This window comes from Ruegeria sp. CDSB113 (assembly GCF_059611045.1).
In genome coordinates this window covers 130,229-152,521 of sequence record NZ_JBXWOU010000004.1, presented here as the reverse complement: position 1 = coordinate 152,521, position 22,293 = coordinate 130,229, and the positions used below count along the sequence as shown (strand labels likewise).

Below are 22,293 nucleotides of genomic sequence, written 5' to 3'. Positions count from 1 at the left end.
GGAGTAATTTACATGACAAAGCAGACATTTCGGTCCTTTGCTTCGGTGCTGGCGGTTAGCGCCAGCCTGTTTGGTACACAGGTTTTCGCTAAATCCGACATTACCATAGCGTTGCAACTAGAGCCGCCGCATCTGGACCCGACCAGTGCCGCAGCGCAGGCCATCGATTCGGTGGTTTACACCAATATCTTCGAAGGCCTTACCCGGTTTATGGGTGACGGATCGGTGGTTCCTGGTCTGGCTGAAAGTTGGGAAATCTCGGAAGATGGCAAGGTCTATACCTTCAAGCTGCACGATGGGGTTACCTTCCACGACGGCACCACGATGGATGCCGAGGACGTCAAGTTCAGCCTAGACCGCGCCCGATCCGAGGATAGCGCAAATGCGCAAAAAGCCCTGTTTGCCGGGATTGAAAACATCGAGGTGGTCGACCCGCTGACCGTCAAGGTGACCCTGTCCGAGCCAAACGGGAATTTCCTGTTCAACCTGGCCTGGGGTGATGCGGTTATTGTCGCGCCCGAAAGCATCGAGGGCATCAAGACCAACCCCGTCGGAACCGGCGCATTTACCTTTGGTGAATGGGTGCAGGGCGACAGTATCACCCTGAACCGCAGCCCTGACTATTGGGGCAATCAGCCTGCGTTAGAGACTGCTACGTTCAAGTTCATCTCGGACCCGACGGCGGCCTTTGCGGCCATGATGGCCGAGGATATCGACGTGTTCGACAATTTCCCCGCGCCAGAGAACCTGCCGCAATTTGAGGCTGATCCGCGCTTTCAGGTGCTCGTCGGCTCGACCGAAGGGGAAACCATTCTGTCCACCAATAACAAGATGCCACCCTTCGATGATATCCAAGTGCGTCAGGCATTGGCGCATGCGATTGACCGTCAGGCGATCATCGATGGCGCGATGTTTGGCTACGGCACGCCCATCGGCACGCATTTCGCGCCGCACAATCCGGCCTATGTCGATCTGACCGGGAACTCGGCCTACGACCCCAAGAAGGCCGCCAAGATGTTGGCCGATGCTGGATATGCGGAAGGGTTTGAAACGACGCTGCACCTGCCTCCCCCATCCTATGCCCGCCGCGGGGGTGAGATTGTGGCCGCCCAACTGGCTGAAGTCGGGATCACGGCCAATATCATCAACGTTGAATGGGCTCAGTGGCTGGAATCGGTGTTCAAGGGCAAGGATTTCGGCCTGACCATCGTCAGTCATACCGAGCCTATGGATATTGGGATCTATGCGCGCCCTGACTATTACTTCCAATATGACAGTACGGATTTCCAGGCGCTGATGGACACGTTGAATTCGACGACAGACCCAGAAGAACGCACCCGTCTGCTGGGTGAGGCACAGCGCCTGATCGCAGACGACTACGTCAACGGGTACCTGTTTCAACTGGCCAAGCTGGGCGTGGCCAAGGCTGGAGTTCAGGGCCTGTGGGAAAACGCGCCCACGGCGGCAATCGATCTGACGCAGATCAGCTGGTCCGAGTGACTCAAGGCAGGGGCCGCTGGTTCACGGCCCTTGCATTTAATGTTGTCGAGTGAGCCAAGGATGATTTTGTTTCGTGTCCTGTTTCTGGTTTTTGTGACCGTTGCCCTAGCGGCAACGACTGTGGAACCGGTTGTGGCGCAGAACATTCTGGACAGTCGGTTGGACACGCCCATCGGGACGCCAGAGAACCCGCTGGATGTTGGTATCGGTATTCGAATAGATCAGATCACCAGCGTTGACCAGAAGGCCGAAAACTACGGTGCCGTGGTTGTGCTGCGAGTTGAGTGGACCGACCCTGCGTTGGCTTTTGACCGGCAAGAGCTCGGGCGCGATATCCGGGTTTTCAACCCCCCGGCGCTGGCCGATCATGCCGCTGAGATCGGGACGGTGGTACCAGCATTCGTCATTCACAACCAACAATCCAACAAGTGGATTCACGAATCCGCCGCCTCTCTGCGATATGACGGGCGGGTGCTGTACGTCGAGAAATCCTCGCTGACATTACAGGCTCCACATTTCGATTTTCGGAAATATCCTTTCGACACACAGGAGTTTCATTTCGAGGTCGTTTCGATCTTTCCATCCCAATATGTGTCCTATCATCCGATAAACGAGTTTTCGGGCCTTGGTGATCTGCTGGGCGAAGAAGAGTGGATTCTGGATAATGCGCGACTTGAAACCTCTCAGGTCACGGGCCTTTCCGGTCAGGACAGCGACCAGGTTGCGCTGATTTTTGAAGGCCACCGGCATCTGACCTACTATGTCATTCGGGTGTTTCTGCCGATGCTGGTGCTGATCTCGGTTGGCTGGGCACTGTTCTTTCTTGATGAATACCGCAAAAGGATCGAAATTGCCGGAGGAAACTTGCTGGTATTCGTAGCTTTCAATTGGGCGATTTCTGCTGACCTGCCAAAGCTGGGATATCTGACATTTCTGGATTTCGTTCTGCAATGTATGTTCCTGATGACAGGGGCATTGATTGTGTTCAATGTCGCCTTGCGCAGGCTCAAAGTCTCGGGTCGCGAATCCGGGGCGCGCAAGTTGGATAACTACGCCGTCAAGTGGATTTACCCGCTGGGTTACGCCGCAATCGTTGGCTATGCGGTTTTTGCCTATCTTCTGGTTTCATAGGTGCTGGACCCGCAGGGCGCGCACCCCTAACGTGGCCTCGATGCTTCGCTATGCCCTCAAACGACTGATATCGCTGGTGATCAGCCTCGCCGTCGCCTCTGTGGTCATATTTGCCGTGATTGAGGTGGCACCCGGCGATCCGGCGTCATTCATGTTGGGCGTCAATGCGCAAGAGGATACGCTTGCCGCTCTGCGGGCCGAGTTGGGTTTGGATGTCTCCAAGGTGCAGCGGTATTTCAATTGGGTTGGCGGGATGATGGTGGGGGATTTCGGAACCTCTTACACCTATCGCACGCCAGTATCGCAGATGATCGCGGATCGGCTGTGGGTCTCGCTGCCTCTGGCGCTGTATGCGCTTACCCTGTCCACCGCGATAGCGTTTCCGGTTGGCATCTATGCTGCCGCGCGCCGGGGCAAACCGGGCGATCTGACGGTGATGGGGGCAACGCAACTTGGCATTGCGGTACCGAATTTCTGGTTCGCCATGATGCTGGTTCTGATATTCGCCATCAACCTGCGTTGGTTCAATGCCGGAGGGTTCGCAGGCTGGGACAAAGGGCTTTGGGCGGGGCTACATTCCCTGACTCTGCCGGCCATCGCGCTGGCCCTGCCGCAGGCAGCCATTCTGGCGCGGGTCATGCGATCTTCGTTGTTGGACATATTGGGCGAAGACTTCATGCGCACCGCACGTGCCAAAGGGCTTTCGCGTCGTCAGGCCCTGTGGCGGCACGGGGTGCGCAACGCGCTGATCCCGGTTCTGACCATCATCGGGTTGCAGTTTTCCTTCCTGCTAGCCGGTTCAATCATCATCGAACAGGTGTTCTACCTGCCGGGTCTTGGACGATTGGTGTTTCAGGCAATCTCGGCCCGCGATCTGATTGTGGTGGAATCCGTGGTAATGCTGCTGGTCTTTGCCGTCATCACCGTGAACTTTCTGGTCGATCTGGCCTATGCAGCCGTTGATCCAAGGTTAAGGAGCCGGACATGAGCCGGAGCCTGATCCTTGGGGCTTGTCTGTCCTCGCTGGTGTTACTGGCAGCGACGATTTCCTTTGTTTGGACGCCCTATGATTACGCTGCGCTGAACATCCCCGACAAACTGCAGCCCCCCAACGCGCAGCATTGGTTTGGCACAGACCACTTCGGACGCGACATGTTCTCGATGATCATGGTCGGTGCCCGTACCTCGATTGCCGTTGCTTTGGTGGCGGTGGGGATTGGCATGGCGCTGGGCGTGCCTTTGGGCCTGACAGCGGCTGCGCGCAAAGGGTCGTGGCTGGACGAGCTGATCATGCGCGGCAACGATCTGGTCTTTGCCTTCCCGTCTCTGGTCATCGCCATCCTGATCACTGCCGTGTTCGGTGCTGGCGCGATAAATGCGATCATCGCCATTGGCATTTTCAACATCCCGGTTTTTGCACGCATCACTCGCGGCGCGGCGCTTTCACTGTGGGAGAGGGAGTTCATCCTGGCCGCGCGCGTTTCGGGCAAAGGTGCGGCACGGATATCGGCTGAGCATATCCTGCCTAACGTCGCCAACCTTCTGATCGTTCAGGGCACCATCCAGTTCTCTCTGGGCATTCTGGCTGAGGCTGGTCTGTCTTATGTCGGTCTGGGCGCGCAACCGCCCACGCCAAGTTGGGGCCGGATGCTGGCAGATGCGCAGACAATGGTCAGTTTTGCCCCACATTTGGCTCTGATTCCGGGTCTGGCGATCATTGTCACGGTGCTTGGCTTGAACCTGCTGGGAGATGGGTTGCGCGATTGGCTGGATCCCCGGATCAGGGTGGCGCGCGCATGAGTTTGCTTGAGATCGAAAACCTGACGCTGTCCATTCACGGCACGAACATCCTGAAACAGGTCAATCTGTCCATTGCGCCCGGTCAGATCGTGGCCGTGACCGGGGAAAGCGGATCGGGCAAATCGATGACCGCGCTCGCGGTGATGCAGCTTTTGCCGGACGGAGCAAAGACAACCGGAGCCATCCGGCTGAACGGCTCAGATATGTTAGACCGCGATGAAAACGATTTGTGTGCCTTGCGCGGTGCCGCGATCGGTATGGTGTTCCAAGAACCTATGACCGCACTGAACCCGGTCAAAACCATTGGCGATCAGGTGATGGAGACTATCCTGATCCACAAGGCCATGCCGCCCAGACAGGCGCGTGACCGGACGGAGGAAGTTCTGACCCGTGTTGGCCTGCCGCCGGATCGCTTCCCGCTGTCCCGCTTTCCGCACGAACTGTCCGGGGGGCAGCGTCAGCGTGTCGTGATTGCGATGGCGATCGCGTTGCGTCCCAAGCTGTTGATCGCGGATGAGCCGACCACAGCGCTAGATGTGACAACGCAGGCGCAAATCCTCAAGCTTCTAAAAGGGCTGGTGTCGGAATACGACATGGGGCTGTTGATGATCACCCATGATCTTGCCGTGGTTGCGGATATGGCCGACCAAATTGTTGTTATGCGCCATGGCGAAGTGGTCGAATCTGGGGCCACTGCCCATCTGCTACACCACATGCAGCATCCATATACCCGTATGCTGTTCAAGGCTTCGGGGCATCAGGTATCCCTGCCCGAACCCGCGAAATCCCGCCCTTTGCTTGAAGCGACAAATGTCATTCGCGACTATCGTCTGCCTCGCAAGGGGCTGTTTGATACACCGGGGCACCACAGGGCAGTGGACCAAGTCAGCTTTACGCTCAATAGCGGAGAACGTCTGGGCCTGGTCGGCGAGTCGGGGTGTGGAAAATCGACCCTAACAAAGGCAATTCTGGGTCTTGAAGAAGTTCAGGGTGGTGACATTCGTCTGGATGGCCAGCCTGTGTTTTCGGGTCACAATCCCAACCTCGCCGTGCGGCGCAAGATGCAGGTGGTCTTTCAGGACCCCTATGGCAGCTTCAATCCACGTCACCGCGTGGCCCGGTTGATCACTGAACCGTTCCATCTGCTCGATGCTCCTGTAATGGGGTCCGAGAGGCAGGACCGGATCGCTGAAATGTTGACAGCGGTGGGTCTCAGCCCGGATGACGCTGGTAAGTATATTCATGAATTCTCGGGCGGTCAGAGACAGCGCATTGCCATCGCCCGTGCCTTAATCATCCGGCCCGAACTGATCTTGTTTGACGAGGCTGTTTCCGCCCTTGATGTGTCGGTCCGGGCGCAGATTCTCGACCTGTTGGCCGAACTATGTGAGGCCTATGATCTGACTTATCTGTTCATCAGCCATGATCTGAGCGTCGTGCGCACCATCACTGACCGCGTTATGGTGATGCGGGCCGGAAAGATCGTCGAAGAAGGCGATACCGAAAGCGTCTTCTCTGATCCGAAACACCAATACACGAAAAACCTGATCAATGCCGCGCCAGTGCTGCCAGACATTGGTCGTGATGTGGCGTGAACCGCATATTAGAGCCGAATATAGGAGTATCTCATGTCCAGCCCCCTTTGGTTTGATCCAAGCCTGTGTCTGATCGGCGGCAATTGGGTGCCGCCAACCTCCGAACAAACATTGCCTTTGATCAATCCTTCTGACGGCTCAGAGATCTGCCAGATCGCAAGGGGCGGCGCGCATGATGTTGTTGCTGCGGTCAAGGCTGCTCAGACTGCGATTGATGGGGGTTGGGGACGAAAGACTGCGCTGGAGCGGGGCCGTATCCTTACGCGTATGGGAAGGATGGTTTTGGAGCGTGTCGAGGACCTGGCCACGCTAGAGGCCATGGATGTCGGCAAGCCCCTGACGCAGGCACGCGCAGATGCGGTTGCGTTGGCACGGTATTGCGAATTCTATGGTGGGGCCGCGGACAAGGTCATGGGCGAGACCATCCCGTATCTGGATGGCTACACCGTCTATACTTTACGGGAACCGCACGGCGTGACGGGGCATATCGTTCCGTGGAACTATCCGATGCAGATCATTGGGCGGTCGGTTGGGGCTGCGTTGGCGATGGGCAATGCCTGCGTTCTGAAACCTGCGGAAGAAGCTTGCCTGACCGCGCTGGCCTTTGCGCATCTGGCGCAAGAGGCCGGTTTACCGGCCGGTGCCCTTAATGTCGTCCCCGGGTTGGGGGCCGAGGCGGGGGCGGCTTTGGCGGGCCATACGGGCGTGCACCACGTCTCGTTTACCGGGTCAGTCGCTACTGGGGCGCTGGTGCAGCAGGCAGCGGGGCAAAACGTGATTCCTGTGACGCTGGAGCTTGGGGGGAAGTCACCTCAACTGGTGTTTGACGATGCCGATCTGGATGCGGCCCTGCCCTTTCTGGTGAATGCGGGCATTCAGAATGCCGGACAAACCTGCTCGGCCTCGTCACGCATTTTGGTGCAGCGCGGGGTTTATGATCAGGTCAAGCATCGTATGGCAGCGGCCTATGCAGATTTGACCGTTGGCCCTGCGCAAGACGATCTGCGCGTCGGCCCGCTGATATCGGCCCGTCAAAAGGACATCGTTTCGGACTTTCTGGCCAGGGGCGCAGACCTGACCGTCGCAGGGCAAGGACAGATCGTAGACGGTGCGCCGTCCGAAGGAGCCTATGTTGTGCCGACCCTTTTTGCGGACGTTCCGCCGGATCACTGTCTGGCCAAGGATGAGATCTTCGGTCCCGTGCAGGTGCTGATCCCATTCGATTCAGAAGAAGACGCGGTGAAGATTGCCAACGGCACCGATTACGGGTTGGTCGCCAGCATCTGGACCCGCGACGGCGCACGGCAGATGCGGCTGGCAAAGCAACTGCGCTCGGGCCAGGTGTTCATCAACAACTACGGCGCGGGTGGTGGCGTAGAGCTACCATTTGGTGGTGTCGGAAAATCTGGACACGGCCGCGAGAAAGGGTTCGAGGCCCTATATGGCTTTTCACAATTGAAAACGGTCGCGGCGTACCATGGTTAGAGCCTAAACAATCACCTCGATCGCCTCTTGCGCCCCTACGCCGAACACTCGTTTGTAGCGTTCGATCTGATCCTTCGGTCCCATCGCCTTTTCCGGGTTGTCCGACAGTTTCACAGTCGGCTGGCCATTGGCGGATACGGCCTTGCAGACCAGCGAGAACGGCGCCAACGCGTCGTTTGGCACGAGGCCGCGGAAGTCGTTGGTCAGCAATGTGCCCCAACCAAACGAGATTTTGGTCCTGTCGGAAAACTGCGTGTGCAGTTCCCGAATTTTGTCGACATCCAGACCATCCGAGAAAATCACGCGCTTTTCCAGGGGGTCTTCCCCACGGGATTGCCACCACTTGATCGCGGTTTCTGCGCCTGTTGCAGGATCACCGCTGTCGATGCGAATGCCGGTCCATCCGGCCAGCCAGTCGGGCGCGCGATCCAGAAAACCCTGCGTGCCATATGTGTCGGGCAGAATGATACGCAGATTGCCGTCATGTTCCTCGTGCCAGTCGCTCAGCACGTCATAAGGCGCTTGCGCCAGTTCGGCATCGTCTTTGGCAAGGGCACTGTAGACCATCGGCAGTTCGTGCGCATTGGTGCCAATGGCCTCAACTTCGCGCCGCATGGCGATCAGACAGTTCGATGTGCCAGTGAACGACGGTCCTAGACCCTCGATCATGGCCTGCACGCACCAGTCCTGCCAAAGAAAGCTGTGTCGACGCCGGGTTCCGAAGTCAGCGATTCCAAGCCCGTCAATATCCCGCAGCTTTTCGATCTTCTTCCAAACGCGGGTCATGGCCTGGGCATATAGCACCTGCAGCTCGAACCGCCGCATGTTGTTCAGCACCGCGCGCGAGCGCAGCTCCATCAGAACCGCAAGCGCTGGGATTTCCCACAGCATGACCTCGTGCCATTTGCCTTCAAAGGTCAGCTCGTACTGATCGCCCTTCCGTTCCAGGTGATAGGGCGGCAGGCGCATGTTTTCGAACCATTCCATGAAATCCGAACGGAACATCTGGCGCTTGCCATAGAACGTATTGCCCCGCAGCCACGTGCTTTCTCCCCGGCTCAGGCCAAGCGATCGGATATGATCCAATTGCTCGCGCAGCTCGCCTTCATCGATAAGTTTGGCCAAAGGGATGTGATTCGACCGGTTGATCAGGGAAAAAACCACATCTGTTTGAGGCTTATTTCGAAACACTGACTGGCACATCAGCAGTTTGTAGAAGTCCGTGTCGATCAAAGACCGTACAATCGGGTCAATCTTCCATTTATGATTGTACACGCGTGTCGCAATATCGACCATGGGGAACTCCTGCGATTTCCGTTGTTAGATCAATCGGTGCGTGGAATGGCAAGAGTCGCTAGAATGATAACAATGACAAGGTCAGGTCACATTGCGAGCATATTGTGTGATCTTTTCACAGTTTAGTGAAAAGAGAGGGATGGTTGAACGAGGTTAATTTGGTGAATGGTTCTCGAGTACGATTTTGACATCGTTGTTAACGAAGAATTGGAAGATGACGCCGGTTCAGAGCGATTGGACATTTCCGTCGCGCGTGCCCGATTCCGTCATGTGAAAACGGCTGACGCGCTTCGGGCGACGTCACCGAAGATTCGACAAATTTTCCAGGAAGCCGGCTTTGATCTGGATTCAACCGACAGCAAGCTGTCGCAAGGGTACTATTCGTCACGGGACGTAGACCAACGCAAACGCATTCTGCACGCGCTTTTTGCCAATATTCGCGAAATGGGAATTGAGGGCGAATATTGCGGTGAATTCGATTTCCATCGCTTTTTGGACAACGTCAAAACGGCCAAACCACGCAACGACCAACGCCCAAAAGTCGAGAATTGGACGCCAAATCCACGCTACAAATCACCCGCAACGCCTGAGCGCCGTACATTGCCGGGACGAATTGGCGTCGCATTGGGACTGGCGGTGATCTTGTTTGCAGTGCTTAGGTATCTTGCCGAAAAAGGCGCTACGCCTTAATCCAGCGTAACGCCTGCGGCGCGCATCGCGGCCACGGCGGCTGCCAATGATCCATCCATATCAATCGCCCGACATGCGTCCATGCGCACTGCGACATCAAAACCCAGCCGGGCTGCGTCGACGGCCGAATAATGAACACAGAAATCTGTGGCCAGCCCAACCAGGGTCAGTTTGGTGATACCACGTGATTTTAAGTAACCTTCCAACCCGGTCGGTGTCTTTTGGTCGTTCTCGAAAAAGGCGGAATAGCTATCGATGCCGCGCCGAAAGCCTTTGCGAATGACAAGGTCAGCATGGGTATTCAGGTCCGGGTGGAATTCCGCACCATCGGTGCCCTGCACACAGTGATCCGGCCACAAGACCTGCGGCCCATAATGCATGTCGGTCATGTCCAAGGGGGCTTTGCCATCATGTTCACTGGCAAAGGACGAATGTCCCGCCGGGTGCCAATCCTGCGTCAGGATCACGGCGTCGAACTCTGCCATCATCGCGTTGATAGGGTCCACGATCTCGTGACCTCCGGGCACCGCCAGCGCGCCACCGGGGCAGAAATCGTTCTGAACGTCGATTACAATCAGGGCATGGGCCATCGGGTATCTCCTCGCATTGTTCTATCGGTAGGGGGCAGGGCGGGGGGCGTCAATCCGGTCTCTTGCGACTCTTGTCCAGCAGGTTTAGACCGCGCGCATGTATACGATCGCTGCTCTCTATCACTTTACCCGTTTTTCGGATCACGTGTCCTTGCGCGACCCGCTGCTGGACCTATGCCGCGCGCAATCAGTCAAAGGCACCTTGTTGCTGGCCGCCGAGGGGATCAACGGAACCATCGCCGGCCCGCGTAGTGGGATCGATGCGGTGCTGGCCCACATCAAGGCTCTGCCCGGATGCGCGGATCTTGAGTGGAAAGAGGCCACATCCGATCACCCGCCCTTTGGCAAAATGAAGGTGCGCCTGAAGAAAGAGATCGTGACCATGGGTCAGCCGGACGTCGATCCGCGCGCCCGCGTCGGCAACTATGTCGAACCCGAAGACTGGAACGATCTGATCCGGTCTGACGATGTGGTCGTGATCGACACGCGCAACGACTACGAAGTGGCGATTGGTACGTTTGAGGGCGCAGTAGACCCTGAAACAGCCAGTTTCCGTGATTTCCCGGTCTGGTGGGAAGAAAACAAAGACCGCTTTCACAACAAGCGGGTTGCCATGTTCTGCACCGGCGGCATCCGTTGCGAGAAATCTACCAACTACCTGCTGGGGCAGGGGGTTGAGGATGTGTATCACCTGAAAGGTGGCATTCTGCGGTATCTCGAAGAGATGCCCGCCGATGACAGTAGTTGGCAGGGTGAGTGCTTTGTGTTCGACAATCGTGTCTCGGTCGGACATGGGCTGGTCGAAGGGCCGCACAACCTGTGCCATGGCTGCCGCCGCCCGATCCTGCCCGAGGATATGAAACGCCCGGAATACGAGCACGGCGTGTCCTGCCATCGGTGCATAAACGAGACATCAGACGCGGACAAAACGCGGTTCCGCGAACGCCAGAAACAGATCCTGTTGTCACGTCAGCGCGGGCAGGAACACCTAGGCATTGAATGATGGGTGAATGATTAAGGTTGCGGGTACAGGCTGGAATCCTGATGATCGCGGAAAAACCTAGGCCATCGGAGGTTTTATGCACCGCGAACCTACAACCCTGGAAGAGTGGAAATCGACGCTTATCGCAGCGGTCGGACTGGTTATTGCCAGTTTTTTCGCGTGGTATGGTCTGTCGCGTCTGAGTGAGGCGGCCGCAGGGGAAACCATTGGTACTATTGTGTCGGTCTGCCTGGTGGTTTGGGTCGCATCGCAATCCTGGTACTACATGACACAGGTGAAGCTGCCGCATCGACGCTTGTTTCTGATGGGTGTGTCATTCATTCAGGTCGTGCCGTTCTTGTTCGCGGCGGCGTATGGCGCATTCGGTTACGCCGACAATTGCGTTGTCGGTGCAGATGCCCCAGCCGATTTCCTGTATTTTTCATACGTTACCTTCACAACGGTGGGATATGGCGACATGATCCCAACAGGTCTGTGTCGCGGTCTGGCCGTCGCTGAGGCCGTTACCGGTTACATTCTCTTGGGTATGTTTGTTGCTGCTACGGTTGCACTCTATACCCGCCACCATAAACATTAGACGGCCATTATTTGTTCTGATCAATCCAGCGGGACATCATCTGTTTATCGCGGAAACACTCGGACGGGATAGGCCTGCGCTTGCTGCGGGAAATGCGTTCGGCAAAGGCAACCTGCTTGCCGGTTGGATAGTTCGCGAAGGGCGAAGGGTCGATTGGTTTGTGCGCCGAAATCCAGGCCGACATCGACCTGCGGTCTTGCTGTGCCTCGACTGGGATTTCCAAGGCTGACTGCTGGGCAATTGCACGGGCATATCGCATTTGCTGGTCGGTGACAGGCAACAAATGATAATCGTTCGACGGGCCATTCAGGGCCGAGTTTCTGGCGTGGTAAGACATCGGATTGTTCCTCTGACTATGTAGAACATAAATGGAACATTTGACGTTTTATTCAAGAGGTCGCCGATTCACATCAGCGGGAGTCCGCCGTGAATTGCTTTTATTGACTGGTCAATCAATAAAATATAAACGCGAAGGAAAGGACCTCTGAGAAGGAAATCGGCATGAAGTTTCAGCCCAAAGCGAGCCATTTCATCAACGGCACATATATCGAAGATACCAACGGCGCCCCTATCGACGTGATCTACCCGGCCACCGGTGAAATCATCGCCCGGCTGCACTCTGCCACGCCGGATATTGTAGATCAGGCTCTAACAAGCGCTAAAACCGCTCAGGCAGAGTGGGCGGCAATGTCCGGGACCGATCGTGGCCGCATCCTGAGACGGGCATCTGACATCATGCGTGACCGCAATCGCGCGCTTTCGATCCTCGAAACCCACGACACCGGTAAACCCTTGCAGGAAACCCTGGTGGCCGACGCCACATCGGGTGCGGATGCGTTGGAGTACTTTGGGGGGCTGGCTGCGTCATTGACGGGTGAGCATATCCCGCTGGGCGGCGGAGACTTTGTCTACACCATCCGCGAGGCGCTGGGCGTTTGCGTCGGTATCGGCGCATGGAATTACCCGACCCAGATCGCATGCTGGAAAGGAGCCCCTGCACTGGCCTGCGGCAATACGATGGTCTTCAAACCGTCCGAGACAACGCCCCTGTCGGCTCTACAAGTGGCCGAGATTCTGATCGAGGCGGGCGCGCCAAAGGGCGTCTATAACGTGGTTCAGGGCTATGGCGATGTTGGCGCATCGCTCGTGACCGATCCGCGCGTGGCCAAGGTTTCGCTGACCGGGTCCGTGCCGACCGGTCGCAAGGTCTATGCCGCAGCTGCCGACGGCATGAAACACGTGACGATGGAACTGGGCGGCAAGTCCCCGATGATCGTGTTCGACGACGCCGATATCGAAAATGCTGTTTCGGGTGCGATCCTGGGCAACTTCTATTCCTCGGGTCAGGTCTGTTCGAACGGCACCCGTGTTTTTGTGCAGAAAGGCGTCAAAGAAGCATTCCTCAAGCGCCTCTCTGAACGTCTGGCCACTGCGAAAATCGGTGATCCGCTGGATGAGGACGTCAACTTTGGCCCGATGGTCAGTGAAAACCAACTGAACATTGCGCTGAGCTATGTCGAAAAAGGCAAAGCCGAAGGTGCACGTCTGGTATTCGGTGGTGAGCGGATCGACGGTGACGGCTTTTACATGCAGCCCACTGTGTTTGCGGATGTGACGGACGATATGGCCATCGCGCGCGAAGAAATCTTTGGCCCGGTCATGTCTGTGCTGGATTTTGATACCGAAGAAGAGGTGTTGGCCCGCGCCAACGACACCGAGTTTGGATTGGCAGCCGGTGTCTTCACCAACGACCTGACCCGCGCGCACCGCATCGTGGCCGCGTTCGAGGCGGGCACCTGCTATATCAACACCTATAATCTGGCTCCGGTCGAGGCCCCGTTCGGTGGATCCAAAATGTCGGGTGTCGGGCGCGAAAACTCGAAACTGGCGATCAATCACTTCAGCGAGATGAAGACGGTCTATGTTTCGATGAACGACGTCGAAGCGCCGTACTAATCAAAACCGGCCATTCAAGCTCTGTTCCCGACATTTCGCGTCGGGAACAGAGCATAAGCCACATAAGACATGTGGCTGACTTCTGCTTAAGGGTGCTGTTTTCGGCACTGTCGGCAGGAGATCAAGTTCATGAAAACGCATGCGCAGGCCGTGGTCATCGGCGGAGGATTGGCTGGCTGTTCAATCCTGTACCATTTGGCCAAGCTTGGTTGGCGGGACGTTGTCCTGCTTGAACGGGATGAACTGACCAGCGGATCAACCTGGCACGCGGCGGCCAATATCCACGGGTTGCATGACAATAACAACATCACCCGCATCCAGCATTACACAATGAACCTGTATAAAGAGCTGGAGCAGGAAACCGGCCAGAGTTGCGGAGTGTTCCAGCCCGGTTCCCTGTATCTGGCTCAGACCGAAGATCGTGAGCACCAGTTGCGCCTGCAAGAGGCCAAGGCTCGGTTCTATGGCCTGAATTTCTACGAGGTCAGCCGAGAACAAGCGATGGAACTTCACCCGCTGGCGCGGTTCGACGATATCCGCTGCATTATGTTTGAACCCGAAGGCGGCAACGTGGATCCCTCAGGCGTGCCGCACGCCTATGCCGCAGGCGCGCGCGCCATGGGTGCAACGATCGAGCGCTTTTGCCCCGTATTAGGCACTGAACAACAGCCTGACGGATCGTGGATCGTGCGCACGGAAAAGGGGGATATCCATACGCAATGGGTGGTGAATGCAGCAGGTCTTTGGGGGCGCGAAGTTGCGGCGCTGGCCGGTCTGACCCTGCCGTTGCAACCAACTGAACACCAGTATTTCGTAACCGATTCCATTGATGAGGTAGCCAATCTCGGCCGCCGTCTGCCTTCGATCGCCGATCGGGACGGCGAGTACTACTTCCGACAGGAAGGCAACGGGCTGCTGATCGGGGCCTATGAAAAGGACATGAAGTTCTGGGCCGAAGAGGGCACGCCGCTGGACTTCGCTCATGATCTGTTCCCCGACGATCTGGACCGGATTATGGAGAACGTGATCCGCGCAACCGAACGTGTGCCCGCCGCGGCGACGGCTGGTGTGAAACGGGTGATCAACGGGCCTATGATCTGGTCCCCGGACAGTTCCGCCCTTTGGGGTCCGGTGCCAGAGTTAAAGAACTATTTCTTATGCGGCGGTCTGATCCCCGGCTTCTCGCAATCGGGCGGTCTTGGCCTTCTGGCGGCGCAGTGGATGATCGAGGGTGAGCCTCAATACGACATGTTCGCATGGGATCTGGCGCGGTTTGGCGATTGGGCGGACAAGAAATTCACCAAGGCACGGGTTGAGGACCAGTATACCCACCGTTTTGCCATCCATTTCCCGAGCGAGGAACGCAGCGCTGGCCGCCCGGCCCGCGTGCGCCCGGCGTATGAGATGCAAAGGGACATGGGCTGCGTCTTTGGTCTGAACTGCGGCTGGGAACACCCACTGTGGTTTGCGGATCGAACCGGCACCACCGAGACAAACGGGTTCACCCGCCAGAACTGGTGGGAACCGGTTGGGCAAGAGGTCAAGATGCTGCGCGAAAACGTTGGCGTGATCGACATCTCGAACTTTGCCAACTACGTCATTAAGGGCCCGGGTGCCTATGATTGGCTGGACTGTTTGGTCGCGAATAGGGTGCCGACCGAGATTGGGCGGTCGTGCCTGACACCGCTGATTTCAGTCCGGGGCGGCGTTGCCGGGGATTTCACCATCACCAAAGTGGCAGATGAAGAATACATGATGATCGGCTCGGGCATGGCCGAGCGTTATCATCAGCGGTTCTTCAACATGGTCGACCTGCCCGAAGGCACAACACTCGAAGTGGCAACAGATCGCATCGCGGGTTTCAATGTAGCGGGTCCCAAGTCGCGTGACCTGTTGCAACGACTGACAAATGCCAACCTGTCGAACGAAGCGTTCCGTTTTATGCGCTCACAAACGATCGAGGTGGCGGGCGTCACCTGCCTTGCCATCCGCGTCAGCTTTACCGGTGATCTGGGGTGGGAGCTGCACTGCGCGGAAAAAGATCAGATCAGGCTCTATTCCGCACTTCTTGAGGCTGCGAAGGCGTGCGACGGTGGTCCAGTGGGCGGCCGTGCGTTGGGGGCACTGCGGATCGAGAAGGGCTATGGCTCCTGGGGCCGCGAGTATTCTCAGGAATACTGGCCGCAGGAAGTCGGGCTGGCAGGTCTGATCAAGCTGGACAAGGACTTCTTGCACAAAGACGCCTATCTGGCCATCAAGGACAACGCCGCGCGCGAGGTTCTATCGATTTTTGAGGTCGAGGTGACGGATGCCGACGCGTCCGGTGGCGAACCTATTTTTACACCAGGTGGCGCACCGGTCGGACGTGTGACGTCAGGCGCCTATGGCTATTCAGTCGACAAGTCACTGGCCATCGGTTATGCAAATCCGGCGGTCGTAAAGCCGGGGGATATGGTGGAAATCTTCATCCTCGGCAAACCGCATAAAGCCAGAGTTTTGGCCGAACCGCCCTTTGATCCATCGGGTCTTCGGCTGCGCGATGTCCAACACAAGGCGATGGAGACGGCCAAATGACCGGCACGCTTGAGCGGGTCACGGATTTTGCCCTGAACCTTTCAGCGCAGGAGATGCCTGACAGCGCGAAAGAGGCCGCCGCCCTGATGATGCTGGATACAATGGGCATCCTGATCGCCTCCGGCCCGATGGAGGCCGGCGTGATCGCCCGCGATACTGCCGCGCTGCTCTATGCAAGCACTGATGCGGCATTCAGCGTTCCGATGATGTTTGACGGCCGCCCCGTCAGCATAGCGGGCGCTGCCTACGCAGCAGCCACACAAACCGACAATTTGGACGGGCATGACGGCTACAACCCGACCAAGGGGCATATCGGTGTCGTCGTCCTGCCTGCGTTGGTTTCACTTGGTGCGCATTGCCCTGATTTGTCCGGTCCCGAAGCCCTGGCTGCCGTCGTCACGGGATATGAAATCGCGGGACGTGCGGGGCTGTCGCTGCACGCATCGGTCAGCGATTACCACACGTCCGGCGCCTGGAATGCCCTTGGCGTGGTCGCCATGGCCGCGCGCATGCGCAGGCATACGCCCGACCAGTTTCGACAAGCATTGGGGATAGCAGAATACCACGGCCCCCGAAGCCAGATGATGCGCGAGATTGCAAATCCGACGATGCTGCATGACGGATCGGGTTGGGGCGCGATGGTTGGCATATCATCTGCGATCCTGGCTGAACGTGGTTTCACGGGCGCCCCGGCCATCACAATCGAAGATGCTGATGTTGCGTCGTTTTGGGATGATTTGGGTCAGTTCTGGCAGGTCGAACACCAATACGTAAAACCTTATCCGATATGTCGCTGGGCTCATGCGGCAATTGATGGCGTTCGGGCTGTGATGATGGAGAATGACCTAGCCCACGACCAGATCCGATCCATCCATATCAACAGTTTTCAAGAAGCGGCCTGCCTGTATGGCGGGATGCCTAATACCACGTCTCAGGCCCAGTATTCTCTGCCTTTTGCTGTGGCGGTTCAGGCGATCCATGGTCGGATCGCGGTTGAACATATCTCGGGTTCGGGTCTGTCTGATCCGGCGGTGGCAGAGTTGGTATCGCGTATTCACGTTCAGGAAGATGCGCGCCACAGTGCACGCTTCCCGCAGGGGCGGTGGGCCGATGTCACCTTGAAATCGAACGATGGGCGTGTGTTCGAATCCGGCGACACTCACGCGCGCGGCGGGCCGGAGGCCCCGCTCAGCAGGGGAGATGTGATCGCCAAGTACACCGAGTTTGCCGCGCCAGTCGTCGGTTCAGATCGCGCGGACGCGATCCGCGCAGCCATATTGGGTTGGGTCGAGCCTACATCCAGATTGTCGGACCTGATGCCTTTGGTCTTTGATCCGTAAAAGCGGCCAGTACGGACTGCAGGCCGATGCTCAGTGGGCACCTAATGAAAGACAAACCGTGAATGCAGGTGGCGCTGACGTGATCCGCTATTGGTCCACCTTCGCAAGCAAATCCAGAATGTGCTGGCGTGCTTTTGCGCTGTCATCCAACAAGCCTTTCGCGTCAGCTAAGGGTTTGTCCTGCATTCGCGTTGGCGGCACGGACAGGAGCTGCGTTGTTTGCTGAACTGCGAGGAACTTTGTGTCGCGTTCGGGCTCGACTGTTTCCGGATGATCGGCCAACCAAAAGAACCGATCGGCTTTTTCATCCTCACCCACAGCACGCAAAAGCTGACCAGCTGCCACGTAATCATCCGTCATCTGCAATGCTTGCCCTCGCAAAAGCTGGGCCGCGTCTGATGGATCGTCGGCCAGTTCCAACATCGCTTGATGAGGTCGGCGTTGCAGTAAGGCAGCGCGCGCGCGTAACCGTGCCCTTTCTGCGCGCCGGGCCTTGTCCTGTGGCCGACTGGCCAACTCCAGCGCCGCATCCGCAAAACCAAGGGTGACCAAACGCTCGGCCATCGCCACGCTTGTGTCTGTGACGAGCGCCAGTTTCTGCTCGGGCGTCAGGGTCACCACACGCCTTAGAAATGTCGCGTCGTCGGCGCGTTCGGTCAGGATCTGGGCGACGCGGTTCAACGTTTCGGCGGCATTGGCCCGTGTATCTTGGGCGCCCAGCAGATTCATCGCCTTGTCGAACTCATGGCTTAAGCTTAACGCGACGATCTGTGTTTGCAGCATGCGCGGCCCGATTTCAGACCGGCGAAACTCCGTGACGTAAGAGACCGCAAGATCAAGCTCTTGCGGAGATATTGCCCCACGTTCCGACCATCGCTTGTCGACCAGTCGCGCAAGCGCAAGCGGTGCCTCCAACTCTGCGCCCGACGCGGCGATGACCTCGTTCAACAATGCTTCCGACTTCGGACCGTCGCCTTCGGCAGCCGCGACTTTAGCCTTGGCTTGGGACGTATCAGCGCTGTCCTCAGTCGCAACGCGGTCGACCGCGCGCAACACGCGCCTTGCTGGTTCAAGTTTCCCGGCATCTGTCAGAATTTCCGCCAATGTCGGCCCAATGTGACGGCGCAGATGGTCGGGCAGGCGCGCAAATGACTGTTCGATCGATTGCAACCGGGCCTCTTCCTGCAGCTCTCCTTCGATCAAAAGAGCCCAAAGCGCGGCGTCGCTTTCACACCGCTGAAGACTGGTAAATGGGTTCGGATGGGACGGCTGTGCGCCATCAAGATACCGGGCTATGGCGGCAACCCGATCTGTGTCCGGCGCATGCCGCCCAAGCAATTCAAGCGTCCGAATAGCCTCGGCGCCGAACCCGGAATAGGCGTATAGCTGCGCCAGCTTCAGCGTTTCTTCTTCGTCGAGATGATCAAATTCTTTGAACAAGGCGGCGCGCAACGAAGCCACCTGTTCCGGAAAGGGAGTTGCCCCAGACCAACGGTCAAACCCAAGCTCAGCGCTTGAGATGCAGGGTGGGCGTTGTTCAAGCTGCGGCAGGGATGGCCCTAAAAGTTCATTCAAGCCGTCCAGAACGGATGTCACATGAATATTGGCATTAAGGTCTGAGGGACTAAAGGGATCGTTCTTGGGGACAGACGGCCTTGGTCCGACCGGAGAAAGCCTCAAATCAACGACTTCCCGGTCAGAACCGCGCAGCAGCAGGGTAGAGAGCTGTTCTTCAAAACGCTGTGCGTTCAGGTTCAGCAGTGGCAATTCGAGACTCTGCAAATTTTGCGCAACCAACGGGTCTTTCTCTTTGGACGCTTTGGGCAAAACAGGCGACGGAATATCAGCGCTGATTGGGGGCAGCGCCGCGCCTGGTGCAATATCCACCACGATCATCGTGCCCTTGAACAGAAAGGCATTGGCAACACAGTCGCAGCCAAATTGCATATCCAGTGCGGCACCCGGTTCGGACTGAGAGATCGCGGCCAAGCGGTTTTGCGTCAGACGCCGGAACACAGCTGCTGTGTCGAAGTTTACCAATTCCAATTCGACATTCAGTCGCGCACCATTTTTCTTGTGCGACAGCAACCATTTAGTGCCCGGCGGAACCTGTGCGACCAGCCGCGTATACCCATCATGTTCGCCCGAACGCACCTGCACATCCTGTGCCTGAACCTGCGTTGTCGCAGCGGCAAAAGCCAAAACAAGAAAAACTATCCGGATCATGCCGCTGCCTGTTTGAGTTCCTTCAACGCATCTTCTAGCTCAGAAAATCCGGGTCGGTTATGCGTCGGCGTGTTCTGGCGTCCAACTTCAATGCACATGGCTGCATTGTGGTTGTGCAGGTTGGCGACCAGAACCTCTTTGATCAGCTGGTAGAAATGGTTGTCCTCTTCGACTACCGCTTTCAGCTTGCCGGCGAACGGGCCAACCAGGCCATAGGCGAGAAACACGCCCAGGAACGTCCCGACCAACGCGCCACCGATCAGTTTGCCCAGTACTTCGGGCGGCTGGTCGATGGACCCCATCGTTTTGATTACGCCCAAAACGGCGGCCACAATCCCAAGTGCGGGCAAACCATCGGCGACGGTTTGTAATGCGTGGCTGGAATGCATGGCGTGGTGAAAATTGGTCTCCATCCGTTTTTCCAGCACTTCTTCAACTTGATGTGGATCGTCGTAATTCATCGACGCGGATCGCATCGTGTCGCAGATCAGATCGACAGCTTCCTTGTCCTTCTGAATCTTCGGATAGGCTGAGAATAGGGTCGAGTTCTCGGGGTCTTCGATATGCTGTTCCACCTCGACGGGGTTGGCCTTGGCAATGCGGATCAGAGAAAACAAAAGGCACAGCAGATCGCGGTAATCTTCGGGTTTCCATTTGGGGCCCTTGAACACTTTACCCATGTCCTTGATCGTATGTTTGACAGCGCTCAAGTCGTTGCTGATCATGAATGCGCCAACGGCGGCGCCGCCGATCATCATCATCTCGAACGGGAGCGATTTCAAAATGATCGTCATCTTGCCACCGGCGGCAAGATATCCGCCAAACACCATGGCGAAAATGACGACGATTCCGATGATTCCGATCATGGGCGGTCTCCTGCAATGTCAGATGCGGGGGTAAAAAACATGTGCGCTACTCCTGCGGCACCGCAGCATTGCGACCGGCCATGATCACGCTGATCGTATAGGCGGCTTCGGGGCTGAGACCGGCCAGAACACCTGCTGCTGCGTCAGGCGGCATCCGCGACAAAAAGCCAGCCGCAAAGCCGGGGTCCATGGTTTCGAACAGGGCGGCTGCGTCCTTGGGCTTCATGCTCTGATACACATCCGTCAGGCGCGTCAGATCGGCCTCGGCGGCTTTTTCGGCGAAGGCCAGTGTCTGTCGCAGCGACTCTTCTGCCTCCTGCAAGGCAGCCAAGCGCGTTTCAATCGCCTGATCCGCGATATCCTGCGCCTTTTCTTTGTCTTGCAACGCGGCCTCTCGTTTTTTGAGCGAGTCTTCGCGGCGTAGCAATTCAGTCAACAATTCTTGCGCACCGGGCTGTTTGGGTTGGCTGTTCTTCGCCAGCGATGGGGCGGGATCGGATCCTTTAGCCAGCGCGGGCCCGGCCTCGAATCCTATTCTGATCGCGGCGGAACCGATCATAAGCATTGCGATCACCGCAAGAACGCCGCCTTTGGGGCGATTCTCCGTCCGCTTCCTCCTCATGTCGTGGCCTCGCTGCGGCTGTGGCGCAGGAACATCAACCCACCCGGACGTTTGACCTGAGTTTCGGCCGGCGCGTCTTCTTCAATGACGGGCACTGAGGTGGCTTGGGACTGTTCTTTGGAAGCAACCGACTCAGGCTCTGGTGTAGGGGTCTCGGTCGCCTCTTCATCGTCCGGCACTACGTCATGCATCGAGGCCATCATCAGCTCAAGCCGCTGCGCCACTGTTTCGGCGCGTTCGGTCAATTCCTTAAGAACGACGCCAGACTGATCCGAGGCGTCCCGCGCGGCCTCCAGTGACTTTTTCAACTCTTCCGCTTGCGAAGACAGCACGGCCACCGCACCACCGACGCCTTTTTCAAGGTCGGTAAAGCGTTTCAACCGCCGGGACAGAACGAAACAATAGAGACCCGCACCCAAGGCGCCCGCGACCAGCAAAATATCTGCAATCAGCTCCAACTTCGCCTCCTAGTTCAGTACGAATTCCATGACGAGAACATCGCGCACACGGCCTTCACCGACGACGATTTCGATACGCCGCAACAGGTGTCCTCGGATGCGCATGAGCGCGAGCGAATCCTCAAGATCCGACACCTCGATCGCGCGCAGATATCCGTTCAGCACGTCCATAATTCGCGGTTTCATCTTTTCCACATCCGCCATGTACGGCGCGTTCACCTCGAGCTGGGCATGAAACTTCAGATGTCGCGAATCGCTGGTGTTTACCGACACGACGACTGGGGCAAGGTCAACGAATCCGACCTTTGGCAGAGCCGTGGCAGGCTTGCTTTTCTCTGTTTCCTCGGCGTTTTGCACGACGGGTTTTCCGCCCACCGGCAACAGGCCGGTGGTGGTTAGGAAATACCCGCCCGCAGCACCGGCTATCGCCAGAATCGCGCCTATTATCATTCCCTTTTTCCCAGATTTTTCCGGGACTTCTGCCTGTTCTGCAGTCGCGTCGGTCATGACGTCCTCATTCCTACAATCTGCAATCGTCATAACCCGACAGGGACTAACCGATTGTTAAGGGCAATCGTCCAAAC

At 57.3% G+C, this 22,293-nt stretch carries 20 protein-coding genes; 12 read left to right on the top strand and 8 right to left on the bottom strand.

All coding sequences use genetic code 11. The annotated features are described in order from the left end of the window. Positions 1-12: 12 nt before the first annotated feature. Genes AC2FIS_RS09660 through AC2FIS_RS09635 form a run of 6 tightly spaced genes read left to right on the top strand, consistent with a single transcriptional unit; the run spans position 13 to position 7,511 of the window. Entirely contained in the window at positions 13-1,500 is a 1,488-nt protein-coding gene (locus AC2FIS_RS09660; protein ID WP_496773086.1) for an ABC transporter substrate-binding protein, read from the top strand. A gap of 60 nt (positions 1,501-1,560) precedes the next feature. Continuing rightward, positions 1,561-2,631 carry a ligand-gated ion channel gene (locus tag AC2FIS_RS09655; protein ID WP_496773085.1) on the top strand — a complete coding sequence of 357 codons (1,071 nt, stop codon included), beginning with the start codon at positions 1,561-1,563 and terminating at the stop codon, positions 2,629-2,631. 40 nt (positions 2,632-2,671) lie between these two features. Beyond that, complete coding sequence (locus AC2FIS_RS09650; RefSeq protein ID WP_496773084.1) at positions 2,672-3,619, top strand: ABC transporter permease; 948 nt, start codon at positions 2,672-2,674, stop codon at positions 3,617-3,619. Continuing rightward, complete coding sequence (locus AC2FIS_RS09645; RefSeq protein ID WP_496773083.1) at positions 3,616-4,431, top strand: ABC transporter permease; 816 nt, start codon at positions 3,616-3,618, stop codon at positions 4,429-4,431. The genes AC2FIS_RS09650 and AC2FIS_RS09645 overlap by 4 nt, the downstream gene beginning before the upstream one ends. Beyond that, the gene (locus AC2FIS_RS09640; RefSeq protein ID WP_496773082.1) at positions 4,428-6,026 is read left to right on the top strand and encodes an ABC transporter ATP-binding protein; all 1,599 of its coding nucleotides are present in this window, start codon (positions 4,428-4,430) and stop codon (positions 6,024-6,026) included. Before AC2FIS_RS09645 ends, AC2FIS_RS09640 begins: the two co-directional genes overlap by 4 nt. A gap of 33 nt (positions 6,027-6,059) precedes the next feature. Continuing rightward, the gene (locus AC2FIS_RS09635) at positions 6,060-7,511 is read left to right on the top strand and encodes an aldehyde dehydrogenase family protein (RefSeq protein WP_496773081.1); all 1,452 of its coding nucleotides are present in this window, start codon (positions 6,060-6,062) and stop codon (positions 7,509-7,511) included. 3 nt (positions 7,512-7,514) lie between these two features. Here the strand turns inward: AC2FIS_RS09635 and pncB are convergent, their stop codons facing one another. Then, positions 7,515-8,807 (bottom strand): nicotinate phosphoribosyltransferase, encoded by a 1,293-nt coding sequence (gene pncB, locus AC2FIS_RS09630; RefSeq protein ID WP_496773080.1) that lies wholly within the window; start codon positions 8,805-8,807, stop codon positions 7,515-7,517. A 165-nt stretch (positions 8,808-8,972) separates the two neighbouring features. Between pncB and AC2FIS_RS09625 the strand changes: the two genes are divergently transcribed. After that, entirely contained in the window at positions 8,973-9,497 is a 525-nt protein-coding gene (locus AC2FIS_RS09625; protein WP_496755386.1) for a hypothetical protein, read from the top strand. On the opposite strand, the gene pncA is transcribed toward AC2FIS_RS09625, so the two are convergent. Further along, positions 9,494-10,087 carry a bifunctional nicotinamidase/pyrazinamidase gene (gene pncA, locus AC2FIS_RS09620; protein ID WP_496773079.1) on the bottom strand — a complete coding sequence of 198 codons (594 nt, stop codon included), beginning with the start codon at positions 10,085-10,087 and terminating at the stop codon, positions 9,494-9,496. The genes AC2FIS_RS09625 and pncA overlap by 4 nt on opposite strands. 97 nt (positions 10,088-10,184) lie before the next feature. Here pncA and trhO point away from each other — a divergent pair, with 97 nt between their 5' ends. Both trhO and AC2FIS_RS09610 read left to right on the top strand, forming a co-directional pair. Continuing rightward, positions 10,185-11,090 (top strand): oxygen-dependent tRNA uridine(34) hydroxylase TrhO, encoded by a 906-nt coding sequence (gene trhO, locus AC2FIS_RS09615; protein ID WP_496773078.1) that lies wholly within the window; start codon positions 10,185-10,187, stop codon positions 11,088-11,090. Between the two features lie 76 nt (positions 11,091-11,166). Then, positions 11,167-11,667 carry a potassium channel family protein gene (locus AC2FIS_RS09610; protein ID WP_058275022.1) on the top strand — a complete coding sequence of 167 codons (501 nt, stop codon included), beginning with the start codon at positions 11,167-11,169 and terminating at the stop codon, positions 11,665-11,667. A gap of 7 nt (positions 11,668-11,674) precedes the next feature. Here the strand turns inward: AC2FIS_RS09610 and AC2FIS_RS09605 are convergent, their stop codons facing one another. Next, positions 11,675-12,004, bottom strand: coding sequence for a hypothetical protein (locus AC2FIS_RS09605; protein WP_496773077.1), 330 nt, complete (start codon positions 12,002-12,004; stop codon positions 11,675-11,677). Positions 12,005-12,168: 164 nt separating this feature from the next. On the opposite strand from AC2FIS_RS09605, the gene betB reads away from it, so the two are divergent. The 3 genes from betB to AC2FIS_RS09590 all read left to right on the top strand — a co-directional run bounded on the left by betB (position 12,169) and on the right by AC2FIS_RS09590 (position 17,537). Further along, positions 12,169-13,623, top strand: a complete 1,455-nt coding sequence (betB, locus tag AC2FIS_RS09600; RefSeq protein ID WP_496773076.1) for a betaine-aldehyde dehydrogenase — start codon at positions 12,169-12,171, stop codon at positions 13,621-13,623. Positions 13,624-13,752: 129 nt separating this feature from the next. After that, on the top strand, positions 13,753-16,197 hold the full coding sequence (locus tag AC2FIS_RS09595) for a GcvT family protein (protein ID WP_496773075.1): 2,445 nt from the start codon (positions 13,753-13,755) through the stop codon (positions 16,195-16,197). After that, on the top strand, positions 16,194-17,537 hold the full coding sequence (locus AC2FIS_RS09590) for an MmgE/PrpD family protein (protein WP_496773074.1): 1,344 nt from the start codon (positions 16,194-16,196) through the stop codon (positions 17,535-17,537). Before AC2FIS_RS09595 ends, AC2FIS_RS09590 begins: the two co-directional genes overlap by 4 nt. A gap of 87 nt (positions 17,538-17,624) precedes the next feature. Here AC2FIS_RS09590 and AC2FIS_RS09585 read toward each other — a convergent pair whose 3' ends face one another. The 5 genes from AC2FIS_RS09585 to AC2FIS_RS09565 are packed head-to-tail and all read right to left on the bottom strand — an operon-like array spanning position 17,625 to position 22,216. Further along, positions 17,625-19,763 (bottom strand): hypothetical protein, encoded by a 2,139-nt coding sequence (locus tag AC2FIS_RS09585; protein ID WP_496773073.1) that lies wholly within the window; start codon positions 19,761-19,763, stop codon positions 17,625-17,627. Then, complete coding sequence (gene motA / locus AC2FIS_RS09580) at positions 19,760-20,629, bottom strand: flagellar motor stator protein MotA (protein ID WP_496773072.1); 870 nt, start codon at positions 20,627-20,629, stop codon at positions 19,760-19,762. The genes AC2FIS_RS09585 and motA overlap by 4 nt, the downstream gene beginning before the upstream one ends. Positions 20,630-20,675: 46 nt before the next feature. Beyond that, positions 20,676-21,251, bottom strand: a complete 576-nt coding sequence (locus AC2FIS_RS09575) for a MotE family protein (protein WP_496773071.1) — start codon at positions 21,249-21,251, stop codon at positions 20,676-20,678. Continuing rightward, the gene (locus tag AC2FIS_RS09570; RefSeq protein ID WP_496773070.1) at positions 21,248-21,709 is read right to left on the bottom strand and encodes a hypothetical protein; all 462 of its coding nucleotides are present in this window, start codon (positions 21,707-21,709) and stop codon (positions 21,248-21,250) included. The genes AC2FIS_RS09575 and AC2FIS_RS09570 overlap by 4 nt, the downstream gene beginning before the upstream one ends. 9 nt (positions 21,710-21,718) lie before the next feature. Further along, on the bottom strand, positions 21,719-22,216 hold the full coding sequence (locus AC2FIS_RS09565; RefSeq protein ID WP_496773069.1) for a flagellar basal body-associated FliL family protein: 498 nt from the start codon (positions 22,214-22,216) through the stop codon (positions 21,719-21,721). Positions 22,217-22,293: the final 77 nt, after the last annotated feature.